A 19,451-nucleotide genomic window follows, 5' to 3' on the forward strand; every position below is an offset into this window, starting at 1 on the left:
CGGTCACGGGCCACCCGCACAACATCATCGCGGAACTCACGAGGGTAGGGCTTGGGCACAGCAACATCCTTCCAGCCCGCCACCAGGGCAAGCCATCTCAGATGTCACCTACCGGTGCAGCAGACCCCAGCGCTACTCGGCTTGAGAACAACCTTATGGCTACGGCTCTCCCCGGACCGAGGACCCCGTCGTGGCGTCACGCAAGCAGTAAACCCTCTGGTTCGGGTGCCCCATCAACACGTTGACCATGCCCCTGAGCAGAATCGCTCGCTTCCCGCCATCTGCCGTGGGCAGGCTGTCGAAATGAGAGCGAGCTTCAGCGGTGAGGTGGCGACGTACTACGCGAGGCACCGACGCGGTTACCCGCCCCAGGTCCTCGACGCCCTCGTCGGAGCATTCGGTCTCGGCGCCGGCGACAGGGTGGTCGACCTCGGCTGCGGCACCGGCCAGTTGAGCCTCCCACTCGCCGCCCGGGTCGGGGCCGTCATCGGCGTGGACCCGGAGCCGGACATGCTGGCCTTGGCCCGCCAGGCCGCCCACAACGCTGCAAGAGCCAACGCCACGTGGCTGCTCGGCGCGGACAGCGACCTGCCCGCGCTGGGCCGGCTACTCGGCGAACGGACGATCGGCGCGCTGACCGTCGCTGTCGCTATCCACTTCATGGACCGCGACACGCTGTTCAATGCCGCCCGGCCGCTGCTGCGCCCCGGCGGCGGCGTCGCCGTGGTCACTAACGGCGCGCCGCTGTGGCTGCAGGACGCCGAGTGGTCCGGGGCACTGCGCGAATGCCTGGAACAGCTGCTCGGGCACCCCGTCACAGCGACGTGCCAAACCGATGAGGACGGCCGCCGACGCAACCAGGACGCCCTCGTTCGCGCCGGCTACCGATACGCGGAGTCGTCAGTGCAGTACGACGCACCGCTCACCGTCGACGACATGGTTGGCGGCGTCTTCTCCGCTTTGTCGCCCGATAGGCTGCCCTCCCCGCAGGGCCGGGCCGCGTTCGCCGCCGAGGTCCGCGACGCCCTCGGGGGGCGCGACAAGGTCACCGAGCGGGTCCGCGTCTGGCTGCAGTTTGGCACGCCCGATTGACAGCCGTGCCTCTCCCCAACTACAGCCGCCCCACCTCCGCGACCTTCGTGTTCCACTCGTCCAAGAGCCCGCACCAGTCAGGTTGAAAACAGCTCACTGTCACTCACTCGGCACGTAGTGTGGCACCCGGTGGGCGGTAGGAGCGAAGGCCGGCCGCAACCATTCGAGATGGCACATACTGGGCAGCTCAACTAGCGGGCGTCGGCGTCCGTGGGGCCAGCCGCCCTCTGCGCGAAGGTTTCATGGCGCTGTCGGGCCAGAATCGTGTGGGTGCCTACCCGCGCTGCGAAGGTTTGACCAGGTCGAGCCAGTGCGCGGCCTCATCGGCCGGCAGCAGGCCATCCACGGTTACCGTCGGGCGCATCAACGGGTATGGTCGGCCGGCGTTCCAGCTGCGCGGGTACGGCGGCGGATCGATGACGACGACCCGCTTTCCTTCCACCTTCGGGATATCGGCGGGACGGCCCTCGTTCCAGATCCATTCGCCGTGGGCGTCGACCAGGTTGAAGTTGCCTCGGATGCCGCCTGCCGGAGTCAGGTCCTCGCCGTCGGAGGCCGCCGCGATCTCCGGGGCGCTCGGCCGTTGGCCCGGCACCAGGCCCTGCGACTCGTCGCCGATCAGGGCGGCGGCGAGCAGCGTGTGCAGCTGAAAGTTGTCGCCGACGCCGCTTATCGTCACCCGATAGCCGCGTCGGGTCGCACGATGCAGCACGACCAGCGGTTCGTCGTCCAGGACAAGCAGCAGCCCGTACAACCAACGCGCCGTGCCGATGTGCTCACGCGTCGCGTCGATGGCGGCGGTGAGCCGCGGTCGCTCGGGCAGCACGGCCCGCACGTTCTTGCGCTGCGCGAGGTACAGCACCGGCTGAACCCAGTTGCCGCCGGAGAACCACGCCTGCACCAGGTCATAGGCGTCCGACTGGGCCATCCCCCGGTTGGGCGCCGTCTCGACGAACCGCTCGATGGTCGGGCCGATCTGCTCCGCATCATCGGGGTCGGGCAGATTCCCGAACACCGCACCGTACAACTCGGCGAAGCGTGCCGCCTGCTCCATCGCGTTGGTGGCCCGCCTGACGAGCGTCGGCACCACCACCGCCGCCGCATCGGTGCCGTAGTCCACCATGCTGCCGGCAATCTGGGCCAGGTCGCCGCCCATCCCGAGCGGGATCTCGGCGAGCACCGAGGTCAACCTGGCCAAGGCCGCGTCGACCTGATCAGGGCGCGCCTTCGGCGTGGCGCCCACGATGCCCTGCAGGGCCGCGAAGAACCGCTTGTCGTCGCGGTTGTCCACCGCGCCGATTAGGTTCTCGACCCGCTTGCCCAGGTCCGCCTTGAACAGCATCCGGCGATCTTAGCGTTCGGTCTCAGGGAGTCGTAGCCGTGCCGTAGGCCAGGATGAGACTGCGACCAACGCCCTCGATTTGGCATGACCGCGCCAGCGGCAAGCGTGCATCCGACCATAGCCGAGGTACAACCGGCGGCGAAGCTGATGCGGGGGTACGGATCCGGGTCAGCAGGACTCGTCTGCAGTCGCTAATTTCGTGAGGCCCAATATCCTGCAGTCGCTTGCCGAACACGCGAAGGAGTCCGATGACCGAGCCCAGCCAGGATCTCGAGCAGATCACCCTCGAGGCGGAACTCATCGACGAGGACGCCGAGCGGGAGATCGCGGAAGCGGTCAGGGGTCGCAAGGCGATCGCTCGGAAGTACGTTCGCTGGGTGCGCCGACGGAAACCGGACGCCACGCCCGCCGAGATCATCAAGGCGCTCGAGCGGCAGTACGTGACCGCGATCAGCGTTGCGGGCGGGATCGTGACAGCTGGCGGCATCGCAGTCAGCTTCATTCCGGGCGGCGGCGCCGCCACGACCGGTGTCAAGGCCGGTGTCAAGGCCGCGGCGATCGGTCTGGCCAAAACCGCGGCGGCGGCAAATCTGCTGCCCGCCGCGGACGAGCAGCTGCAGTTCGAGATCACCGCGATGTTCGGGCTCGCCCTCGCGGACATTCATGGCCTGACCTACGACCAGGACCAGGCGAAGGCGCTCGTGTACGGCCTCTCGAACAGCCGGGTGAGCCAGGCCCAGATCACCTCCTTCGCCACCGACCTTGCCAAGGCTTCGCCACCGTGGGCGGTCGACATGGGACAGCGCATTGCGGATGGACGCGGTGACTGGTCCCACTGGGCGAGCACGCTGGCCGGCTCCCTGCCCGGCGACGGGGCGAAGTCACTGGTGCAGAGCATCCAGGGCGGCAAGCTCGAAGACCTCCGCGGGCGGCTCGGCAAACGGGGGCAGACGGCCGTCGAGCTCAGCGCCGGCGCCGTCCTGAGCAGCGCGTCGCGGTTCGTCTTCGGACGTGAAGTCGTCGTCGCGGCTCAGGGCGCCTTCCCTCCGGCTCCCGAAGCATTCCCGGACCACCTGGCCGTCGAGGTGAAGGAGAAGCCGGACAAGGGCGACGAGCCGAGCCGCGCGCTGCTCGCGCTCGAGAGCGCCGCGCAGGCGACCGGAGGCTGGGTCGGCGGCGCCGCGACCGCCGTGGGCAGCGGCGTCACCACGGCCGCCAGTACCGTCTCCCGGCCGTTCCGCAGCGTGGACCTCGACGGAGACGGGATCCCGGACGAGCCGCAGGCGCTGACGGCCGCAAAGGGCGTCCTCGGCGGCGCCAAGCATCTCGGAGCGGGCCTTGCCGGGCTCGTGCGGCCGAAGAAGCGGGGTCGTCACGACGCGGGTGGCGAGAACGGCTAGCACGCGACGCACTCCCGAAGGCAGGACTCAGTCGCCCGTCGGCTCGACATGATCGGATGTACTCACACCGCAAGTCCGACGGCACCGCCGAGCGGCGCCCGAGCAGCAGCAATGGAGTGCGCCGCGACGTACGAGGCGTTGGCGGCACTGGTCCGGATCGCTTACGCCCATGAGCGGCTGCGATGATCAGCTGATGGAGTCCGTGGTCGATCCACCGCGCGGGGTAGGCCCGCTATGGCTCGGGATGACGATCGACGAGGCCCGTGGGGGCGCTCGAAACGCTCGATCGGCTGACGCCTAACGGCCCACGGCGAGCTGGCCGTGCGCCTGCCGAACGGGCTGGGGTTCAGCGTGGGCTTCGGGGTCGGGCCAACACGGGGCGGGGTCAACGCGATCGAGGTGTGGCGTCCGCAAGAGCAAGACCTGGTGCGGTACCGCGATGTTGGTGTCTTCGGACTGCCCGCGCCGGAGGTCGTGCAGCGGCTACGTCGTCAGGTCGACATCGCGCCGAACGAGGACGACGACGGGTTCACCGCGCGAAAGCTGTACCTCGCGCTATGGCGGCCGTTCGCCGCGGACGATGACCCGGACGAGGAGAAGGGCCACTTCTTTCAGTCCGTGCTCATGGCCCGGCCAGGCTACGACGACACGCCCGCCGAGGCAGCGGCCCGGCTCGCCGCTGGCGACGCCGGGCCTCTGATTCGTCTGATCTGCGCTCGGTATCGCCTAAGGGTCACGCCCCATCGCTGCGCACTCATCTCGAGAGGGTCAGGTGGTCGCTGCCCCACCACTCGAGAGGCGGACCGTGACGCCTGGTCGGCGGCAGATGAGGATGCAACTGGTGTCCAGGGGCCGTCGTGTGCCGCGACGCCTCAAGACGCTCGCTCGGTGGGCGGTGCGAGGGTGGCAACGCGCCCCTCCCATCGGGTGCGGCGAGGATAATCAGGCGACGGCAACGTGGCGGATCCTGAGAATCGTCAGTCATGACCATCGCCGTCCCGGTCGCTGACTTCCTGGTGCTGCCGCCGCGCCTCGACAGGACCGCCAAGCTGCTTGCTGAATCGGCGCGGCGACGGGGCCTGGCGGTGGAGCATCTGCCCAACCCGTCAGTACCAGCTCAGCTGCGGCAGGCCCGGGGAGGGCACCTCTACGGCGGACCGACCTTCGCTGCTGCGGTCGCCCCGGACCTCGACCTGGCAATGCTCGAACCGGCCGACGACTGGCTGGTGCAGCTGCCGTACGAGTACACCCGCCGCGACATCACCCTCACCACCCTCGGCGACGCGCGCTGGTCCCGTACGCCGATGTTCGTCAAGCCGCCCCGAGACAAGACCCTGACGGCCGGCGTCTACGCCGACGGCTCCCGCCTGCCCCGTGCGGAGAGCTACCCCGCCGACACTCCCGTGCTGGTCAGCGAGATCGTGACGTTCCTGGTGGAGTACCGGCTGTTCGTCCTCGACGCCACAGTGCACGCCGCTAGCCGTTACGCCATCAACGGACGGCTCGACCCGGCCCCCCTCGACGCCTGCCCGCACCGCGTCGCCGTGCTCGACTTCGCCGCCAGCCTGCTCGACGCCTGCGCTGACAGCCTGCCCAGCGCGGTCGTCGTCGACGTCGGTCTGGCCAGCAACGCCGACCGCGGCGACGAACACTGGGCCGTGGTGGAGGCGAACATGGCCTGGTTCAGCACAAGCTACGCCGCGAACCCCGACCAGGTCCTCGACGTGGTGCTTCGGGCGGCCGGACCACGCCACCGCCTGACTCCTCGCGACCATGCGTTCACAAGACCGCCCACCCCCGTCGGATAGCAGCCCACGATGACCAACATCGCCAACAACGTCCGCCTCGACGCCAGCCAAGACGTCGCCGCCGAGGAGGCACCCGGACAGCGTCGGGGGCACTGACGACCGCCCGGCAGGGCGCACCCGCTCGGCGGCAGAAGCGGGGCGTCCTTCTCGGCCCCGGTCGTGCACCGGCCGCTGGTGCTGCCTCGCAACGTGGTCGACCTGTCCGAGTTGGCCACCACCTCGGCGGTGACGGCGATCCGGCGCCTTCGGGGACCGTGGATGCCCCCAGGTTCGCCCCACCCACTCGACTAGCCTGTCCGGATGATCAATCCGATCGGGCTTGTCATCTTCGACTGCGACGGGGTGCTGGTCGACAGCGAGCGCATCGCGGTCCGCGTCAACATCGCGCTCGGCGCGGAACTGGGCTGGCCACTGACCGAGGCAGAGGTCATCGAGCGCTTCATCGGCCGGTCCAGCACGTCCATCGGTGAACAGATCGCGGCCCGCCTCGGACAGGGCGTGGCTGCCACCTGGGCGGACCGGTTCGACCTAGCACACCGCCAAGCGGTGGACGCCGGACTGACCGCCGTCGACGGGATCAACGACGCGCTCGATGAGATCACCCAGCCGACGTGCGTGGCCTCCAGCGGTACGCACGAGAAGATGCGCCACACCCTGGGCCGCACCGGCCTGTATCCCCGCTTCGACGGCCGCATCTTCAGCGCGACCGAGGTCGCGCACGGCAAGCCCGCCCCCGACCTGTTCCTGCACGCGGCGGCGACGATGGGCGTCCCACCCGCGGCGTGCGTCGTAGTCGAGGACAGCCAGTACGGAGTCCAAGCGGCCCGCGCCGCCGGAATGCGCTGCTTCGGCTATGCCGGCGGATTGACCCCCGCGCACCGGCTGGAAGGCCCGGACACGGTGGTCTTCGACGACATGCGCAAACTCCCGGCTCTGCTGAACACAGCCTGACCACTCACGACCACCACAGCATCAACCGCACCACGGACGGAGAAGCCCTTGGCGCTCATGAGCAGCACCGCAGGCTACGGCGAAGCCGCTGCGACCTGCTGGCCGTGGTACGCCGGCTGGTGCGCGACCTCCATGACGCCGGTGCAGCCAGACGCACTGTTCTCGGCAGATCCGCACCGTGAGCCCCGAGCGGTCACGTAGACCTCCGTAGCGCCCTGATCGCGGCATTTGCGGATGCCGTCCCTGCGCCCCAGCCTCCGGATCAGCGCGCCGTTAGCGAAAATGCCGCTCGCCTGCCAGGACAGCGTCCAACCATCTCTCATACCACGACAGGAAGTCCCGATCCCCAGTGAAGACCGGACCTTCTTTGCTCTCGCAGTTATCGATGACCCGTCCACGCGCCGGTCCGCTGACGACAAGAAGCGATAGGTAACCGCAGCCCTGGTCGCTGAGCGCCAACGTTCCGCAGTACGGCTCGTCCTCATCGGCTGGCGCCACCTCGGCCAGCCAATCCTCGTACACCCGCCCCGGCTCGGCGGAAAACGGCCTGGCCAACATGGTGGTGTCCGGCATGCCACACAGACCCATATCCCAGTCCACTAGCGAGTGCAGGCCGTAGAAGGGGCCGGCGCCACCAAACCGCCCGGGTCCGCGACGGTGCTGAGACGGCTGGACGAGGCTGGCGTAGAACTGGCCGACCTGATCGACCTATCCTCAGCTCAGCCTGCGACGTTTCAACGTCAGACGCGGGGCGACGGGGGAGCTTTGGCGCGTTTAGGCCGAGTCAACCGGGATCATCTCGAAGCGGGGAGCCGAACTGCCCATGCCCTTCAAATAGCCGACGTAATGCGCGAGGCCCAGGTGAATCATCATCCCTGCCGAAGCGCCACCGCTATGCGGCCACTTCATCGCCGGAAAGGAATTGCACCGGACGCAAAGCCAGGTGTACTCGCCTTGGGCCTGCGTGCGAAGGTGCGCAGGTAGCCAGGCCGGCTGGTCGCCCCTGATCTCCTCGACGTGGTTGTGAGCGGAACCGCAACCTACGGCGTCCGACTTGCCGCACATCTCGCATACGACAACCTTCGGCTTTCTGCTGAAGAATCCCACCTGGTATCCCTCCGGGTTAATCGTGACTGTCAACGGCACACAGCCAGCATCGGGCCCTCTGGAAACTTGTTCGTGGTCTGGCCGTTCCAGCATCGACCCCCTTTGCTTGACCGACAACCCACCACCCGTGCGATATGGCAGAACCGGTCGGTCAGCCGCCCGCGGATGAGGCTGAGCAGCGGTCGTCCGCGCCCCTCGCCTCGATACCACCGGGGTGCAGGCCCGTCCGGCGGGGTCGTGTCGAAGGCGGCCAGTAGCTTGTGCGGCGCCAGCTCGTCCAAGCGTCGCCGCCCCGTGACGGCCCAAATGCGAGACCGACCGCACCTACGAGGCCGCGGTGGGCGTCGGAGATGACCAGTCTCACCCCGCACAGGCCACGGCGAATGACTCTGCGACGCGTCGCCCGGCGGCTGTCACCCTTCGATGGTCAGGCGGGCGTCGGCCCCGGCGCGCGTGATCAGCTGCGGAACGTCGTGATCGGGCATGCCATGCAGCATCAATGCGGTTTTACCCTGCTCGAACGCCTCGCGTACGGTCCGGCCGAACCCGAGGGCGGAGTAGAACGCGGCGGCGAAGATCGTGGCCGACCGGTCGTCGATCGGTTCCCGCATGCCGACGACGTGGTCGATGTGCTGCCCGATCGCCTGTGCCTGAACGGCGGAGTAGCACGCGTTAAGCACGACGACGCGGACACCGTCCTTCATGATCCGGAAAAGTTCGGCGAGCGCTGCCGTGGTGACCGACCGGCTGCCGCCGTTGCCGGCGGCTAGTGCGATCTCGCCGGCGGCGTCGCCGTGTCCGCTGAAGTGCACGATTTGCGGGCTGTGCTCGTTGAGGTACTGCAGGAGGTCAGCCGGACGCACGGCCCAGCGGGTGATGAGGTTGAAGTTGTCCCGATCACGCGCCAGCCGAAGCTTTTCGGTAATCTCCCGCGCCTCCTCGTCGAGCGCAAGACGCGACGTGCTGGCCGGATTGGCGGCGAGTAGCAGAATCCGAAGGCGCGGCTGCTCGCGGTTGGCCTCGGGCTTGGTTTTGTCGCCGTGCATTACGAAGTTGCCGCTCTGGACGGCGTAGACGGCGGCGTTCGGTCCTGCCGTGTTTTGCTGGATCCACGGCTGGGAGCGCTCGTCCGTCAGGCCGCCGTGAGTATCAGTTGGTTCCAAGTCGCCCATGCCCACCTCCGCAAGCGATCGGGCCTTTCGCGCCACGCTAGCAGTCGAAATCTGCCATTCAGTGGTCCCATATACGTTGAGGACAGGGTGTGGGCCTAAGGGACGTCTCGTAACTGGGTGAAGGCGTTGCCCGGCGTCGGCCCGGCGGTCAGCCGGCCAGGATGATGTTGTGGAGGTTGGCGATGCCGGAAGCGGCATGGGCCAATGTGTGGGCGGCGCGGCGGTAGTCGCGCAGGATCTTGAAGCACTTCATCCTGGCCAGGGCATGTTCGACTCCGGCGCGGACGGTGCGGTGGTGGGTGTTCAGCTCTTCTTTCCAGTCCGGCAGGTCGCCGCCGTCGGTGGGCTTGCGGTACGGCATGATCACCTCGGAGTTGCCGCGGTAGCCGCCGTCGGCCATGACGGGCCGCCCGTCCAGTTTCTCCTCGATGCCGCTGGTGCGGTAGACGATCGTGTCGTTGCGGTTGCCGGGCTGTGGGTCGCCGATGGCGATGACCAGGCGGGTGCTGGCGTCGATGGCGACCTGCAGGTTGGTCGAGTACCGGTAGTTCTTGCTCCGGGCGGCCACGCGGTGATCGCGGGTGGGGATCAGGGTGCCGTCGACGATGGCGATCTGGTCGACCGGCCGCCGGCGCACCGGCGCGAGTGCGAGTAGCGGGCCGAGGGTGTCGATGACCCGGTGCGCCGCGGAATGCGACACCCCGAACAGCGGGCCGATCTGGCGCATGGTCAGGTTCGTGCGCCAGTAGGTGGCCACCAGCAGAACCCGGTCGGCGAGGTCAAGGGCCCACTGCCTGCCCGGCCGGCCATCAGCGACGGCGTCACCGCCACGCCCAGCGACCAGCCGGACCAGCCGGCGGAACTGAGCGGGCTGCAGCCCCGTGAACGGAAAGATCCAGTCAGAGTGGGCTGCGGTGATCACCTGCACCCAGGCATCCTGACCGATCGTCCTCAGCAGACAGACGCCGGGGTTACGAGACATCCCTTAGCAAACACCGGCGAAGTACCGCTGGTTGCGGGGAGTGTCTGGGCTGATGAGCGCCCAGCACACGACCGCGGCGTCGAGCGTCTCGCGCCGAAGTCTTCCGCCCGTAAGCCCAGCGCTTGGCGAAGACGGCCCGCCGCCCCCGCCTCCCGGGACACGGGTCCACAGGTGCCGGATCGCGACCTTGGCCGCGCCGCCTGGCGCTCATGATCCCGCTACAGCGTCCTCGTCCCGTGCATCGGCCAGAATCGACCCTCTCATGCTTAATCGGGTCGCCCTTCGGGGGATGGCCGGGCGGGCTTCGCCATGACACGGTGTAGTGCTGGTCATCATCGCGACGTACCTGAAAGCCGGTCACCCGACCCATGAATGCCGACGGCGGACAGCACATCCTCGCAGAGCCCAGTGCGGCCGTGTACGCGCTACAGCATGGTGACATGCACATTCGGGCTGGCCATCCGGTCTACCGGTTCGAACCGTTCGCACGACGGCCACCGTCGCTCGACGAGAAGCTCGCACGCTTGCAGCCGAGCCGCCTGCTTGCGGCGGAGAACCGGGTGGTGCCGTTCACCGGGCGCCGCGACGAGCTGGCGCGCCTGGCCGAATGGCGGGACGACCCGACTCCCGGCCCGTCGGTGTTCCTGCTGCATGGGTCAGGGGGTCAGGGTAAGACCCGACTCGCCACCACGTTCGGCCTAGAATCCGCGGATCGCGACTGGACGGTGTGGAGCGGCCACCATGTCAGCGACCCGACCGGGCGCAGGGTGGTAGCGCCAGGTGACCCCGGCAGTACCCTGCTGTTGATCGTGGACTACGCCGATCGATGGCCTGCCGGGGACCTGCAGATGGTAATGCAGAACCCGATCCTCAACAGGTCGGATCGCGCCCGAGTCCTGCTCGTGAGCCGTTCTGCCGAAGGTTGGTGGCCGTCGTTGCGCCAACGGTTCGGCGCGGACGACGTCCCGGTCGGTGGCGTCATCCGGCTGCAGCCACTCACGCGGACCGGCGCCGACCGGCAGGATGCCTTCGCGTCGGCGCGGGACCGGTTCGCCGCCATCTTCAAGGTCGATGGCGAGGCCGTGCGTACGCCAGCCAACCTGGACGCCGAGATGTTCGAGCTAGCGCTGACGCTGCATATGGCCGCCCTGGTCGCGGTGGACGCCCACGCACGCGGTGCGGCACTGCCCACCGACCCGGTCGGTCTGTCGTCCTACCTGCTCGACCGCGAGCACGACTACTGGTACAACCTGTCCACCCACGCCGCGTCGTTCACTACCACGCCAGGGACGATGGCGCGGACCGTGTACACCGCCATCCTGACCGGTCGCCTCCCCCGCGGCGATGCGGTGGCGGCACTCACCCGCGTCGCCGCGGTCATCGACGGCTCGGTGGACACCACCCTCGACGACCACGCGGTCTGCTACCCGCCGGCCGACCCGGCATTAATGCTGGAACCGCTCTACCCTGATCGGCTCGGCGAGGATTTCCTCGGCCTGCAGACGCCAGGCCACACCAACCTTGACTACGCGCCTGACGTCTGGGCCGAAGCTGCGCCAGCGCGGCTGCTCACGCCGTCGGACAGGCCGCACCAACCCTGGCTGCGGCCCACCCTCACCGTTCTGATCGAAGCCGCGCAGCGATGGCCGCACTTGACTCGAGGCATCCTGAAGCCACTCCTCATCGACAACCCACAGCTGGCACTCGAAGCGGGCGGCGCCGCGCTGGCCCGCCTCGTCCAACTGCCGGACATCCCGATCGGGCTGCTCGAATCCATCGAGCCGCAGCTGCCCAAGGGACGCAATGTCGATCTGGCGGTCGGATCTGCCGCGCTGACAAGACGGCTCAGTGATCACCGGCTGGCCGTCGAGACTGACGATGCGGTGCGGGCGGAGATCTACACGCTGCTGGGTTCCCGGCAGACCGACGTGGGCTTGAACGAGGACGCCGCTACCTCCGCCAGGCATGCTGTCGCAACCTTCCGGCGGCTGGCCGAACGAGATCCGGAGAACTATCGGACACGACTCTCGTCGGCGCTGCACCAGCTCGGCATCGCCTGGTCGGATCTGGGTCGGCACGAAGATGCGCTTGCCTGTGCTGAGGAGGCCGTCACGATAGACCGGGAGCTGGCCGCCGGGGACCCGGCCGCGCACATGTCGCAGCTGGCGACCGCGTTGCAGAACCTCTCGGTATACCTGACCGACGTGGGCAGGTGGGACGACGCGCTGCCATCCGCGCAGGAGGCGCTGGACACCTACCGGTTATTGGCATCGTCCGACGCCGCCAGGCACCTGCCCGATCTCGCCGCTGCACTCGACGCGTTCGGCTCCCGGATGCTCGAACTGTTTCGGCCTGTGGAAGCGGCACGCTACGCGGAGGAAGCGGTGGAGTTGTACCGCGCTCTTGCTGCTGCCGAGCCAGACGTCCACCTGCCCGGTCTTTCAGCCGCGGTGCACAACCTCGGCTTCGCACTTTCCGAAGCGGGCCGGCTTGAAGAGGCGCTGGCCTGCTCGGATGAGTCGGTCGCCATCGATCGCAGACTCGCGGCTCACAATCCCGGCGCCTACCTCCCCGACTTGGCCATGTCGCTCAACAACCTGTCGGTAGACCTGTCCGAAATGGGCCGCCACGAGGATGCAATTGCAACCGCGGAGGAATGTTTGGTACTGCGCCGCAAGTTAGCGGCCGACACTCCAGCCGCTCACCAGCCGCGCCTCGCCCGTACGGTATGGAACCTCAGCATCTGGTATGCGCGAGCCGGCTATCGACACGAGGCACTGCGATACAGCGTGGAGGCCCTTGAGACATTCCGCGGCCTGGCCAGCGCGAATCCCGGGCTATACAGTTCGGAGCTTGCCGACTGCCTGAGCTGCTACAGCAACCGATTGAACGAGGTCGGGCGCAGTGCCGAGGCAATGGCCGCTGCCGAAGAAAGCGTGCAGATTTTCCGCAAACTGGCCGAAACAGAGCCGACCGACAACCTCCCGCAGTACGCGATGTCTCTGTATAACCTGTCGATCGTGTACGCGAGACTCGCCCGCCACCACGACGCCCTGGCGGCCGCGAATGAGGACGCCGTAATCCTCCGCGGCCTAGTCGCCGAAGACCACGAGGGACTGGTGCCGACTCTCGCCGAGTCGCTCAACAACCTCGGGGAGCGACTATCCGACCTCCGCCGTCATCGCGAGGCGCTTGCATGCATCGAAGAAGCCATCGATCTATACGGGCCGGTAGCAAGGCAACGTCCACTCATGCACGAACCAAAGCTCGCCGAGGCGATGCGAAATCTGGGCGAGCAACTCACCGCGCTCGGCCAGCTGGCGAAAGGGCGGGCCGCATCCGCCGCTTCGGTGGCGATGTTCCGTACGGCCGCCGAGAGGCTGCCTGCGCAGTTCCTCCCCGACCTCGCCCAGAGCCTGCGTGTGCTCGCATCGATGCTGGTGCGAGACGAGGCCACACTTGCCGAGGCGCGCGCTGCGGCGGAGGAAGCGATCGCCATCTACGAATCTCAGGCAGCGTTACTGCCCGAGGTCTTCTCCGCCGACCTGACGGCCGCGAACGAGCTCCGGACCCAGGTGCTGCAGCTGATCGACCGCACCAGCGCGGCTGGTCACCACAGCGCTCAGGAAGGCCCGGAATGACCAGCCCCCAAGGCGATGAGCAGCGGATCCATGCCGAGGCGGGGAGCAGCGTCTACGCCGTGCAGTGCGGAGACATGCACGTTCATGATGAACGCCCGGCGTACCGATTCGAGCCACCAGCAATCGACCGGGCAGCCCGATTGGGCCGTAGCAGTCTGTGCCAGCTGTCCGCCTGGCGAGACGATCCCGCATCCGCCCTGTCAGTCCTGTTGGTGTGCGGGACGGACAAGCTGGGAGGGTTCGCCACCGCATCAGCGGATGAGAGTTGGACAGTGTGGATGGCCCGACACGCCGGTGAGCCCATCTGGAGCCCAGAGCCCAGTCCCTACGACGGGTTGTCGGATCTCATCGTGATAGTTGAAGTCGCCGACCGATGGCCCATCGACGATCTGCAACTGCTGCTGCTGAGCCCAGTGCTCTGGCGGCCGCCAAGGACCCGGGCACTGCTGACGAGCCGTTCGCCCGAAGGATGGTGGCTCGCGCTGCGGCACCGGCTCGCCAAGGCCGGCGTCCGCGTTGGTGGCACGGTCACACTGCAGTCGGCGGCCGACGAATAGCATCAAGAGGCGCTCGTCCTGCGAGCAGGCTTGGAAGATCGGGCCATCGCGAGCAGCGTCGGCCACAGACTCGCTATAGGCAGCCTCGACGCAACCGCCACATACTGCCCGCCCGTCCTCATCACCACCGACGACATTGCGGCGGGGCAAACCAGCCCATTGCGCGGCTCGGCCGGGTGACGACGCAGGCTGCAGGGGCAGGCTAAGCGTGATGGCATGAAGGAGCGGGGCCTCGCTCCTCGTGGGTCCCGGGCGGGGTGCTCGGGGTGCTCACGTCTCACGACGAAGGAGGCCGCTCATGCAGGCAGAGTACGACGGTCGACAGATCGTGGGTATCGATCTGCATCGCCGCAGGTCGGCGATCGTGCGGATGACCGAGACGGGCGAAAAGCTCGACACGGTGCGGATCGACAACGACCCGGTCGCGCTCGGGTTGGAGATCGCCAAGGCCGGCCCGGACCCGGAGGTGGTCCTGGAGGCCACCTACGGCTGGTACTGGGCGGCGGACGTGCTGGCAGCTGCGGGCGCGCGGGTGCATTTGGCGCATCCGTTGGGGGTGAAAGGTTCGCCTACCGACGGGTGAAGAACGACGTCCGTGACGCCACTGATCTGGCGGATCTGCTGCGCATAGGCAGGCTGCCGGAGGCGTAGTCGCCCCACGGGGCTGCCCCCGGTTCGGTTGACTCCTGACCTGTGAGGATGCGTTCCTCGCTGGAAGGATGTCTGTCATGCCGAAAGCGTTCCCGCCGGAGTTCCGCCGTGACGTGGTCGCGGTCGCCCGCAAGGGTGAGGCCCCGATCGCGCAGATCGCGAAGGACTTCGGGATCTCCGAGTCGTGCCTGCACCGTTGGTTGAAGATCGCCGACGCCGACGACGGGATCCGCCCCGGCACCACCAGTTCCGAGTCGGTGGAGCTGCGGGAGCTGCGGCGGCGTAACAAGCTGCTGGAGCAGGAGAACGAGATCCTGCGCACGGCGGCGGCGTTCTTCGCCAAGGAGATCGCCCCAAAATGACGTACCCGCTGGTCGGTGACCTGGCCGCGGACGGGATCCCCGTCGCGGTGACCTGCCCGGTGCTGGGCTTCAGCAAGAAGGCCTACTACGCATGGCGCGCCGAGCCGGTCTCGCAGCGGGACTGGGACGATGCGCACCTGACCAACGCCGCCCTGGACATCCATGCCGACGACCCGGCGTTCGGGTACCGGTTCATCGCCGACGAACTACCCGCCCACGGCATCCCCGCCGGCGCCAACCGGGTGGCCAGGCTCTGCTCACAGCAGCGCATCTGGTCGGTGTTCGCCAAGCGCAAGGGCCTCACGAGGCGGGCCGGGCCGCCGGTGCACGACGACCTGGTGCAACGCTGCTTCACCGCCGACGCCCCCAACCGGCTGTGGCTGACCGAAATCACCGAACACTCCACCGCCGAGGGCAAGCTGTACCTGTGCGCGATCAAGGACGTCCACTCCGGCCGGATCGTCGGCTACTCCATCGACTCGCGGATGAAGGCAGGCCTGGCCGTCGCGGCGCTGTCTAATGCCACCCGGCTCCCACGCTCCGGCGGCAGAAGAGGATGCGCTCCCACGGCGCGGCGCCAAGAACTCATGGCCCCACCAGGGTTCAGCCTTGGGTTAGCTCTCGCCGTTCGGGAACCCAGTCCACCGATTCGGCCGCCGAGGGGTCAGTGAACACGAGGACGGACTCGTCGCAGCGAGTGAACACCAATCGCTCCTGCGCAGACTCGTACAGTTCACCCGCCATCAACAGCAGCGGTCGGCCCCGAATGTGCAAGACCACCTCGGCAAGGACATCTTCGTCCAGGAAGGTCGAGACACCGTCGACCTCGCCGGTGGGCAACTCCGACAATGTCCGCATGAGATAGATTCCCGCCATACCCGCGCAGTCCGCCGAGTAGTCGCTAGCTGCCCGGCGCAGCCACAGGCCCCATGCACTGTCGTCCTGGTAGGTGCCGACGGTCACGAAGGTCCCGTCGCCGAGTGAGGCACCTAGGGTCAGGAGTTGCAGACATGGCACGGCGGGGTCCTTGAACTGCGGGCCACCGGCAGCAACTTCCTCCCGCAGCGCCATCTCAACGCCTGTCCAAGCTGTAACCTGCTGACCGCGGAGCTGGCCAAACTCCCGAACTCTTTCCGCAATCCAGCCATCCCGCGCCATGCCTCAGTATTTCCGACGACGTCCATGGTCGTGGCATCGGGGGCTTGCGCTCATCGGCTACGTGCGTGCGTCTCCAGACGCGGTGAATCGGCGGCTCGGCGTACGGACGGTGATGCACTGCAAAGCCGGTGCGCTCGCTCGGCGGATGTGCGGATGCCGCTGTGGGCGACAGGGTCGGCAGGCGGCGCGGTGGAACAAGGTCACGGCGGGTCGGACGGGCTGGGCACAGTGCCGCCGACGCCCGGCATGTAGCCGCTTGGCCGGCGTACCGGCAGCCGGTCTAGCCGGTCCGCTGAGCCCAAAACGTGACGTTTCGCTATATTGACGAACGCCAACCGCGCGGCCTCCATCAGCTCCGTCGCCACGAACCACGCGGCCCTCATCGGCGATTTCGCCGCGGTCGATGCGGTCACTGTGCTGCCAGAACACCGCATCTACCTCGCCCGCGGCCTCGACGACCGCTCGGTCGGCGACCAGGCTGATCTTCGCGAGGGCTTCATTCCATGGCATCCAGTCGACGCGCTGGTCGTGCTTCCATTGCCCACGTAGTGACAGCTGAACGCGGGTCGACTCGACCACGATCGCCGCACACGCCTCGATCTGCTGGCCCCGAGCCCACTGCCGCTTCTGCACCCGTGCGGTTAGGAAGCCACCCATCGCTACTCCGAGCAGCGCGGACACGCTCGATATGATCGCGGGCCACTGCAGTGTCGACATGGAAGACCTCCATCTGGACTGCCTGCTCATCAATCAACGAGACCACGCCGTCGGGCTGGCCCAGGATGCGTGCCGACCAATCATCTGGTATGGCGACAACGTCGTCTACGGCGGGAACCATAGGCCGCCACGCCGCGTAGCGCGGATCGCGGCATGTGAGTGCGCTTCGGCATTGCCACACTGGACAATACGGCGACTATGTTTATGCGCTGTATTGGGTGTTGCGTCGGGTGTCTAGCGGAGAGGCGATATGGATCTTGCGCTGCCGGACGGCCGGGTCCTGGGCTGGGCGGAGTACGGCGATCCGGCCGGGCCGCCGGTGGTGTTCCTGCACGGCACGCCGGGCTCTCGGATCAGCCGCCCGGACGACACGGCGTTGGCGGGCGTCCGCCTGATCACCGTGGACCGGCCCGGGTACGGTCGGTCCACACCTGTCCGACAGCCAACGCTCCTCGGCGTCGCTGACGACGTCGGTACGCTGATGAGCTCTCTGCGGATCGAGCGCTTCGGCCTGATCGGGTTCTCTGGTGGCGCGCCATACGCCGTGGCCTGTGGGGCCCGGTTCCCGCATCGACTGACCGGGGTGGTCGCCGCAGGCTTCACCGGCCCTTATCGGGAACTGCGCACGGTGCGTGGCTGGCAGCGGTTTCAGGCCTGGGCCTTGCGGACCGTTCCGGGGTTCGGGCGCCGCTACGTAACCCGCGCCGCCGCATGGTACGCCGAGGATCCGCTCAAGCAGCACCGGCAACTGCTTGCCGCGGGCCAGGACCCCTGGATGCGACCTCACGAGGAGTCAAACCGCGAAGGTGTCCGCCAAGGCGCGGCCGGCCTGGCCGGCGACTGGCTCGCCACCGACATCCGCCCATGGAGGTTTGGCCTGCGCGACGTGCCCTGCCGCGTCCTCATCTGGGCCGGCCGACACGACCCCGGCCGAGCCGTTCCCGACGCACCGCTGATCGCCGCACGGATGCCCAACGCCAAGATTCGCATCAGCGAGGACGCAGCCCACACGCCGTCTCCGGCCCACTGGCAAGCGATGCTGACGTGGGTAACGAGCGGCTGAGAACCGGCGCTCCCCCAGATGGCCGCGGAACCGGAGCGGATTGAAGCACATCCGCTATTCGGCAGATCCGGATGCCGTAGCCACGCAGACCGCCGGCACGGACGGTGACGAGCCGACCAGAGACCGGCGCGCCTTAACAGCGGCAAATGTGTGCACCCGATTTTGGCGGACTAACCGCTCTCCCCAACTGAATGGACGTCGCTCGGGCGCCATCTCCTGGATGGCGCCTCAGGAGCGGGTCACGCTGCGATGTGCGTCGCCACCGCCTCGAGGACGGGGGCGAGATCCGCGGCGTCGATCACCGCGTCAGGCCGGAACGGGAGCCGCGCGAGCCGTTCGACACCGCTGGCCCAGATGGTGCGCTCGTCGGCTGCCGGCGCGTGCAGCTCGGTCTTCTCGCCGCAGCAGGGGCACTCGAAGTACGCCATGTTCTCCACCCCGCCCAGCACCGGCGTCCGCACCTCCCGGAGCGTGCCGAGGGCCCGACCCGTGTCCAGATGGGAGACCTCGGCCGGCGTCACCACCAGGATCGTTCCCACCCTTCCGGCACCAGAAAGCACGCCCTGCTGCGTGAAGCTGATGCCGGGCGGCAGATCCACGACGAGGGCCTCGACATCGCCCCAGTTCGTTTCCTTGATCAACCGGCCGAGCATGAGGTCGCCCAGGTCCGACCCAAGCGCGAGCCCCTGGTTGCCTGCAATGAGGAAGCCCACGGACGCGACCTTGAGGCCGTCCACCTCCATTGCTTCCAGCCCGGAGCCGACCTGGCCGCCGCGCGTCCACCCCGCGAGGGTGACCGACTGGGCCGGCACGTCGCGGCGCAGGCCGAGCATGCGCGGCACGTCGGGGCCGGCGATGTCGGCGTCGACCAATCCGATCTCACGGCCGGATCGAGCCAGCTCACGTCCGATCGCGACCGCGACGCTCGACTTTCCCACGCCGCCTTTGCCGCTGGCGACGGCGATGATCGGCAGTTGCGCCGGCGATTGCCGGGAGAATCCGGGTACGTCCATGTAGTAACCGTACTAATGCGCGCGCGACAGCGAGACCGGCGATTCACGCGCACAGGTGGAGTGGCGATGACGCGTCAGATCTCGGCGGGACACCTTCCGGATTTCGGTCATGCCTCACTCCGCCGCGCAGGCGGCATAGGAGATCGCCCCTTGAACATCTCATCCGCAGATCCGGACGGTGAGCGGCAGTTCCGCGCGTCAAGCCGCGTGAGCCGCGGATCGCGGCTACCTGTTAGCTGGTGGTACGACCGCAGCCCGGCCAGGCTTGGTCGAGGTGACCGGTGGGGTCGCTCTCATCGCGGCTGCCGACCGCAGGTTGGTGTGGCTCTCATCTGGCGTGCGTCCCGCCGGTCACCGCGGCGGAGAGAGGCTCAAGAGCGCCTCTGTGTGTCAACCCATGCGGGTGGCGAGTTTGAGTTGGTCCTTGATGAGGTG

The 19,451-nt window shown here is 67.9% G+C and carries 16 protein-coding genes and 1 pseudogene; 10 read left to right on the forward strand and 7 right to left on the reverse strand.

Annotated elements, in window-relative coordinates:
* The first annotated feature begins 303 nt into the window (after nucleotides 1-303).
* Entirely contained in the window at nucleotides 304-1,092 is a 789-nt protein-coding gene (locus AC5RWQ_RS29770) for a class I SAM-dependent methyltransferase (RefSeq protein WP_494285921.1), read from the forward strand.
* A gap of 274 nt (nucleotides 1,093-1,366) precedes the next feature.
* Here AC5RWQ_RS29770 and AC5RWQ_RS29775 read toward each other — a convergent pair whose 3' ends face one another.
* Complete coding sequence (locus tag AC5RWQ_RS29775) at nucleotides 1,367-2,434, reverse strand: hypothetical protein (RefSeq protein ID WP_494285922.1); 1,068 nt, start codon at nucleotides 2,432-2,434, stop codon at nucleotides 1,367-1,369.
* Nucleotides 2,435-2,682: 248 nt separating this feature from the next.
* Between AC5RWQ_RS29775 and AC5RWQ_RS29780 the strand changes: the two genes are divergently transcribed.
* From AC5RWQ_RS29780 to AC5RWQ_RS29790, 3 genes are all read left to right on the forward strand, one after another.
* Nucleotides 2,683-3,834, forward strand: a complete 1,152-nt coding sequence (locus tag AC5RWQ_RS29780) for a hypothetical protein (protein WP_494285923.1) — start codon at nucleotides 2,683-2,685, stop codon at nucleotides 3,832-3,834.
* A gap of 983 nt (nucleotides 3,835-4,817) precedes the next feature.
* A complete protein-coding gene (locus tag AC5RWQ_RS29785; protein WP_494285924.1) occupies nucleotides 4,818-5,642 on the forward strand; it encodes an ATP-grasp domain-containing protein in 825 nt (274 codons plus the stop codon).
* Nucleotides 5,643-5,942: 300 nt separating this feature from the next.
* Nucleotides 5,943-6,593, forward strand: a complete 651-nt coding sequence (locus AC5RWQ_RS29790) for an HAD family hydrolase (RefSeq protein ID WP_494285925.1) — start codon at nucleotides 5,943-5,945, stop codon at nucleotides 6,591-6,593.
* Nucleotides 6,594-6,866: 273 nt separating this feature from the next.
* On the opposite strand, the gene AC5RWQ_RS29795 is transcribed toward AC5RWQ_RS29790, so the two are convergent.
* The 4 genes from AC5RWQ_RS29795 to AC5RWQ_RS29810 all read right to left on the reverse strand — a co-directional run bounded on the left by AC5RWQ_RS29795 (nucleotide 6,867) and on the right by AC5RWQ_RS29810 (nucleotide 9,800).
* Nucleotides 6,867-7,166: a hypothetical protein gene (locus AC5RWQ_RS29795; RefSeq protein ID WP_494285926.1), complete on the reverse strand. Its 300-nt coding sequence runs from the start codon at nucleotides 7,164-7,166 to the stop codon at nucleotides 6,867-6,869.
* Between the two features lie 201 nt (nucleotides 7,167-7,367).
* Entirely contained in the window at nucleotides 7,368-7,700 is a 333-nt protein-coding gene (locus tag AC5RWQ_RS29800) for a hypothetical protein (RefSeq protein WP_494285927.1), read from the reverse strand.
* A gap of 413 nt (nucleotides 7,701-8,113) precedes the next feature.
* Nucleotides 8,114-8,872, reverse strand: a complete 759-nt coding sequence (locus AC5RWQ_RS29805) for a CHAT domain-containing protein (RefSeq protein WP_494285928.1) — start codon at nucleotides 8,870-8,872, stop codon at nucleotides 8,114-8,116.
* Between the two features lie 148 nt (nucleotides 8,873-9,020).
* Nucleotides 9,021-9,800, reverse strand: coding sequence for a transposase family protein (locus tag AC5RWQ_RS29810; protein WP_494285929.1), 780 nt, complete (start codon nucleotides 9,798-9,800; stop codon nucleotides 9,021-9,023).
* Between the two features lie 494 nt (nucleotides 9,801-10,294).
* Between AC5RWQ_RS29810 and AC5RWQ_RS29815 the strand changes: the two genes are divergently transcribed.
* The 4 genes and pseudogenes from AC5RWQ_RS29815 to AC5RWQ_RS29830 all read left to right on the forward strand — a co-directional run.
* A complete protein-coding gene (locus AC5RWQ_RS29815; protein WP_494285930.1) occupies nucleotides 10,295-13,495 on the forward strand; it encodes a tetratricopeptide repeat protein in 3,201 nt (1,066 codons plus the stop codon).
* Nucleotides 13,492-14,052 (forward strand): hypothetical protein, encoded by a 561-nt coding sequence (locus AC5RWQ_RS29820; RefSeq protein ID WP_494285931.1) that lies wholly within the window; start codon nucleotides 13,492-13,494, stop codon nucleotides 14,050-14,052. The genes AC5RWQ_RS29815 and AC5RWQ_RS29820 overlap by 4 nt, the downstream gene beginning before the upstream one ends.
* Nucleotides 14,053-14,350: 298 nt before the next feature.
* Entirely contained in the window at nucleotides 14,351-14,635 is a 285-nt protein-coding gene (locus AC5RWQ_RS29825) for a hypothetical protein (RefSeq protein WP_494285932.1), read from the forward strand.
* Nucleotides 14,636-14,780: 145 nt separating this feature from the next.
* A pseudogene (locus AC5RWQ_RS29830) lies at nucleotides 14,781-15,598 on the forward strand (IS3 family transposase); the annotation flags it as partial.
* Nucleotides 15,599-15,668: 70 nt separating this feature from the next.
* Here the strand turns inward: AC5RWQ_RS29830 and AC5RWQ_RS29835 are convergent.
* A complete protein-coding gene (locus AC5RWQ_RS29835) occupies nucleotides 15,669-16,136 on the reverse strand; it encodes a hypothetical protein (protein ID WP_494285933.1) in 468 nt (155 codons plus the stop codon).
* Between the two features lie 408 nt (nucleotides 16,137-16,544).
* On the opposite strand from AC5RWQ_RS29835, the gene AC5RWQ_RS29840 reads away from it, so the two are divergent.
* Together AC5RWQ_RS29840 and AC5RWQ_RS29845 are read left to right on the forward strand one after the other, a co-directional pair.
* A complete protein-coding gene (locus tag AC5RWQ_RS29840; protein WP_494285934.1) occupies nucleotides 16,545-16,772 on the forward strand; it encodes a hypothetical protein in 228 nt (75 codons plus the stop codon).
* A 418-nt stretch (nucleotides 16,773-17,190) separates the two neighbouring features.
* Nucleotides 17,191-18,003 carry an alpha/beta fold hydrolase gene (locus AC5RWQ_RS29845; RefSeq protein ID WP_494285935.1) on the forward strand — a complete coding sequence of 271 codons (813 nt, stop codon included), beginning with the start codon at nucleotides 17,191-17,193 and terminating at the stop codon, nucleotides 18,001-18,003.
* A 239-nt stretch (nucleotides 18,004-18,242) separates the two neighbouring features.
* Here the strand turns inward: AC5RWQ_RS29845 and AC5RWQ_RS29850 are convergent, their stop codons facing one another.
* Nucleotides 18,243-19,016, reverse strand: coding sequence for an Mrp/NBP35 family ATP-binding protein (locus tag AC5RWQ_RS29850; RefSeq protein ID WP_494285936.1), 774 nt, complete (start codon nucleotides 19,014-19,016; stop codon nucleotides 18,243-18,245).
* Between the last annotated feature and the right edge of the window lie 435 nt (nucleotides 19,017-19,451).

Source organism: Micromonospora sp. BS32 (assembly GCF_059089345.1).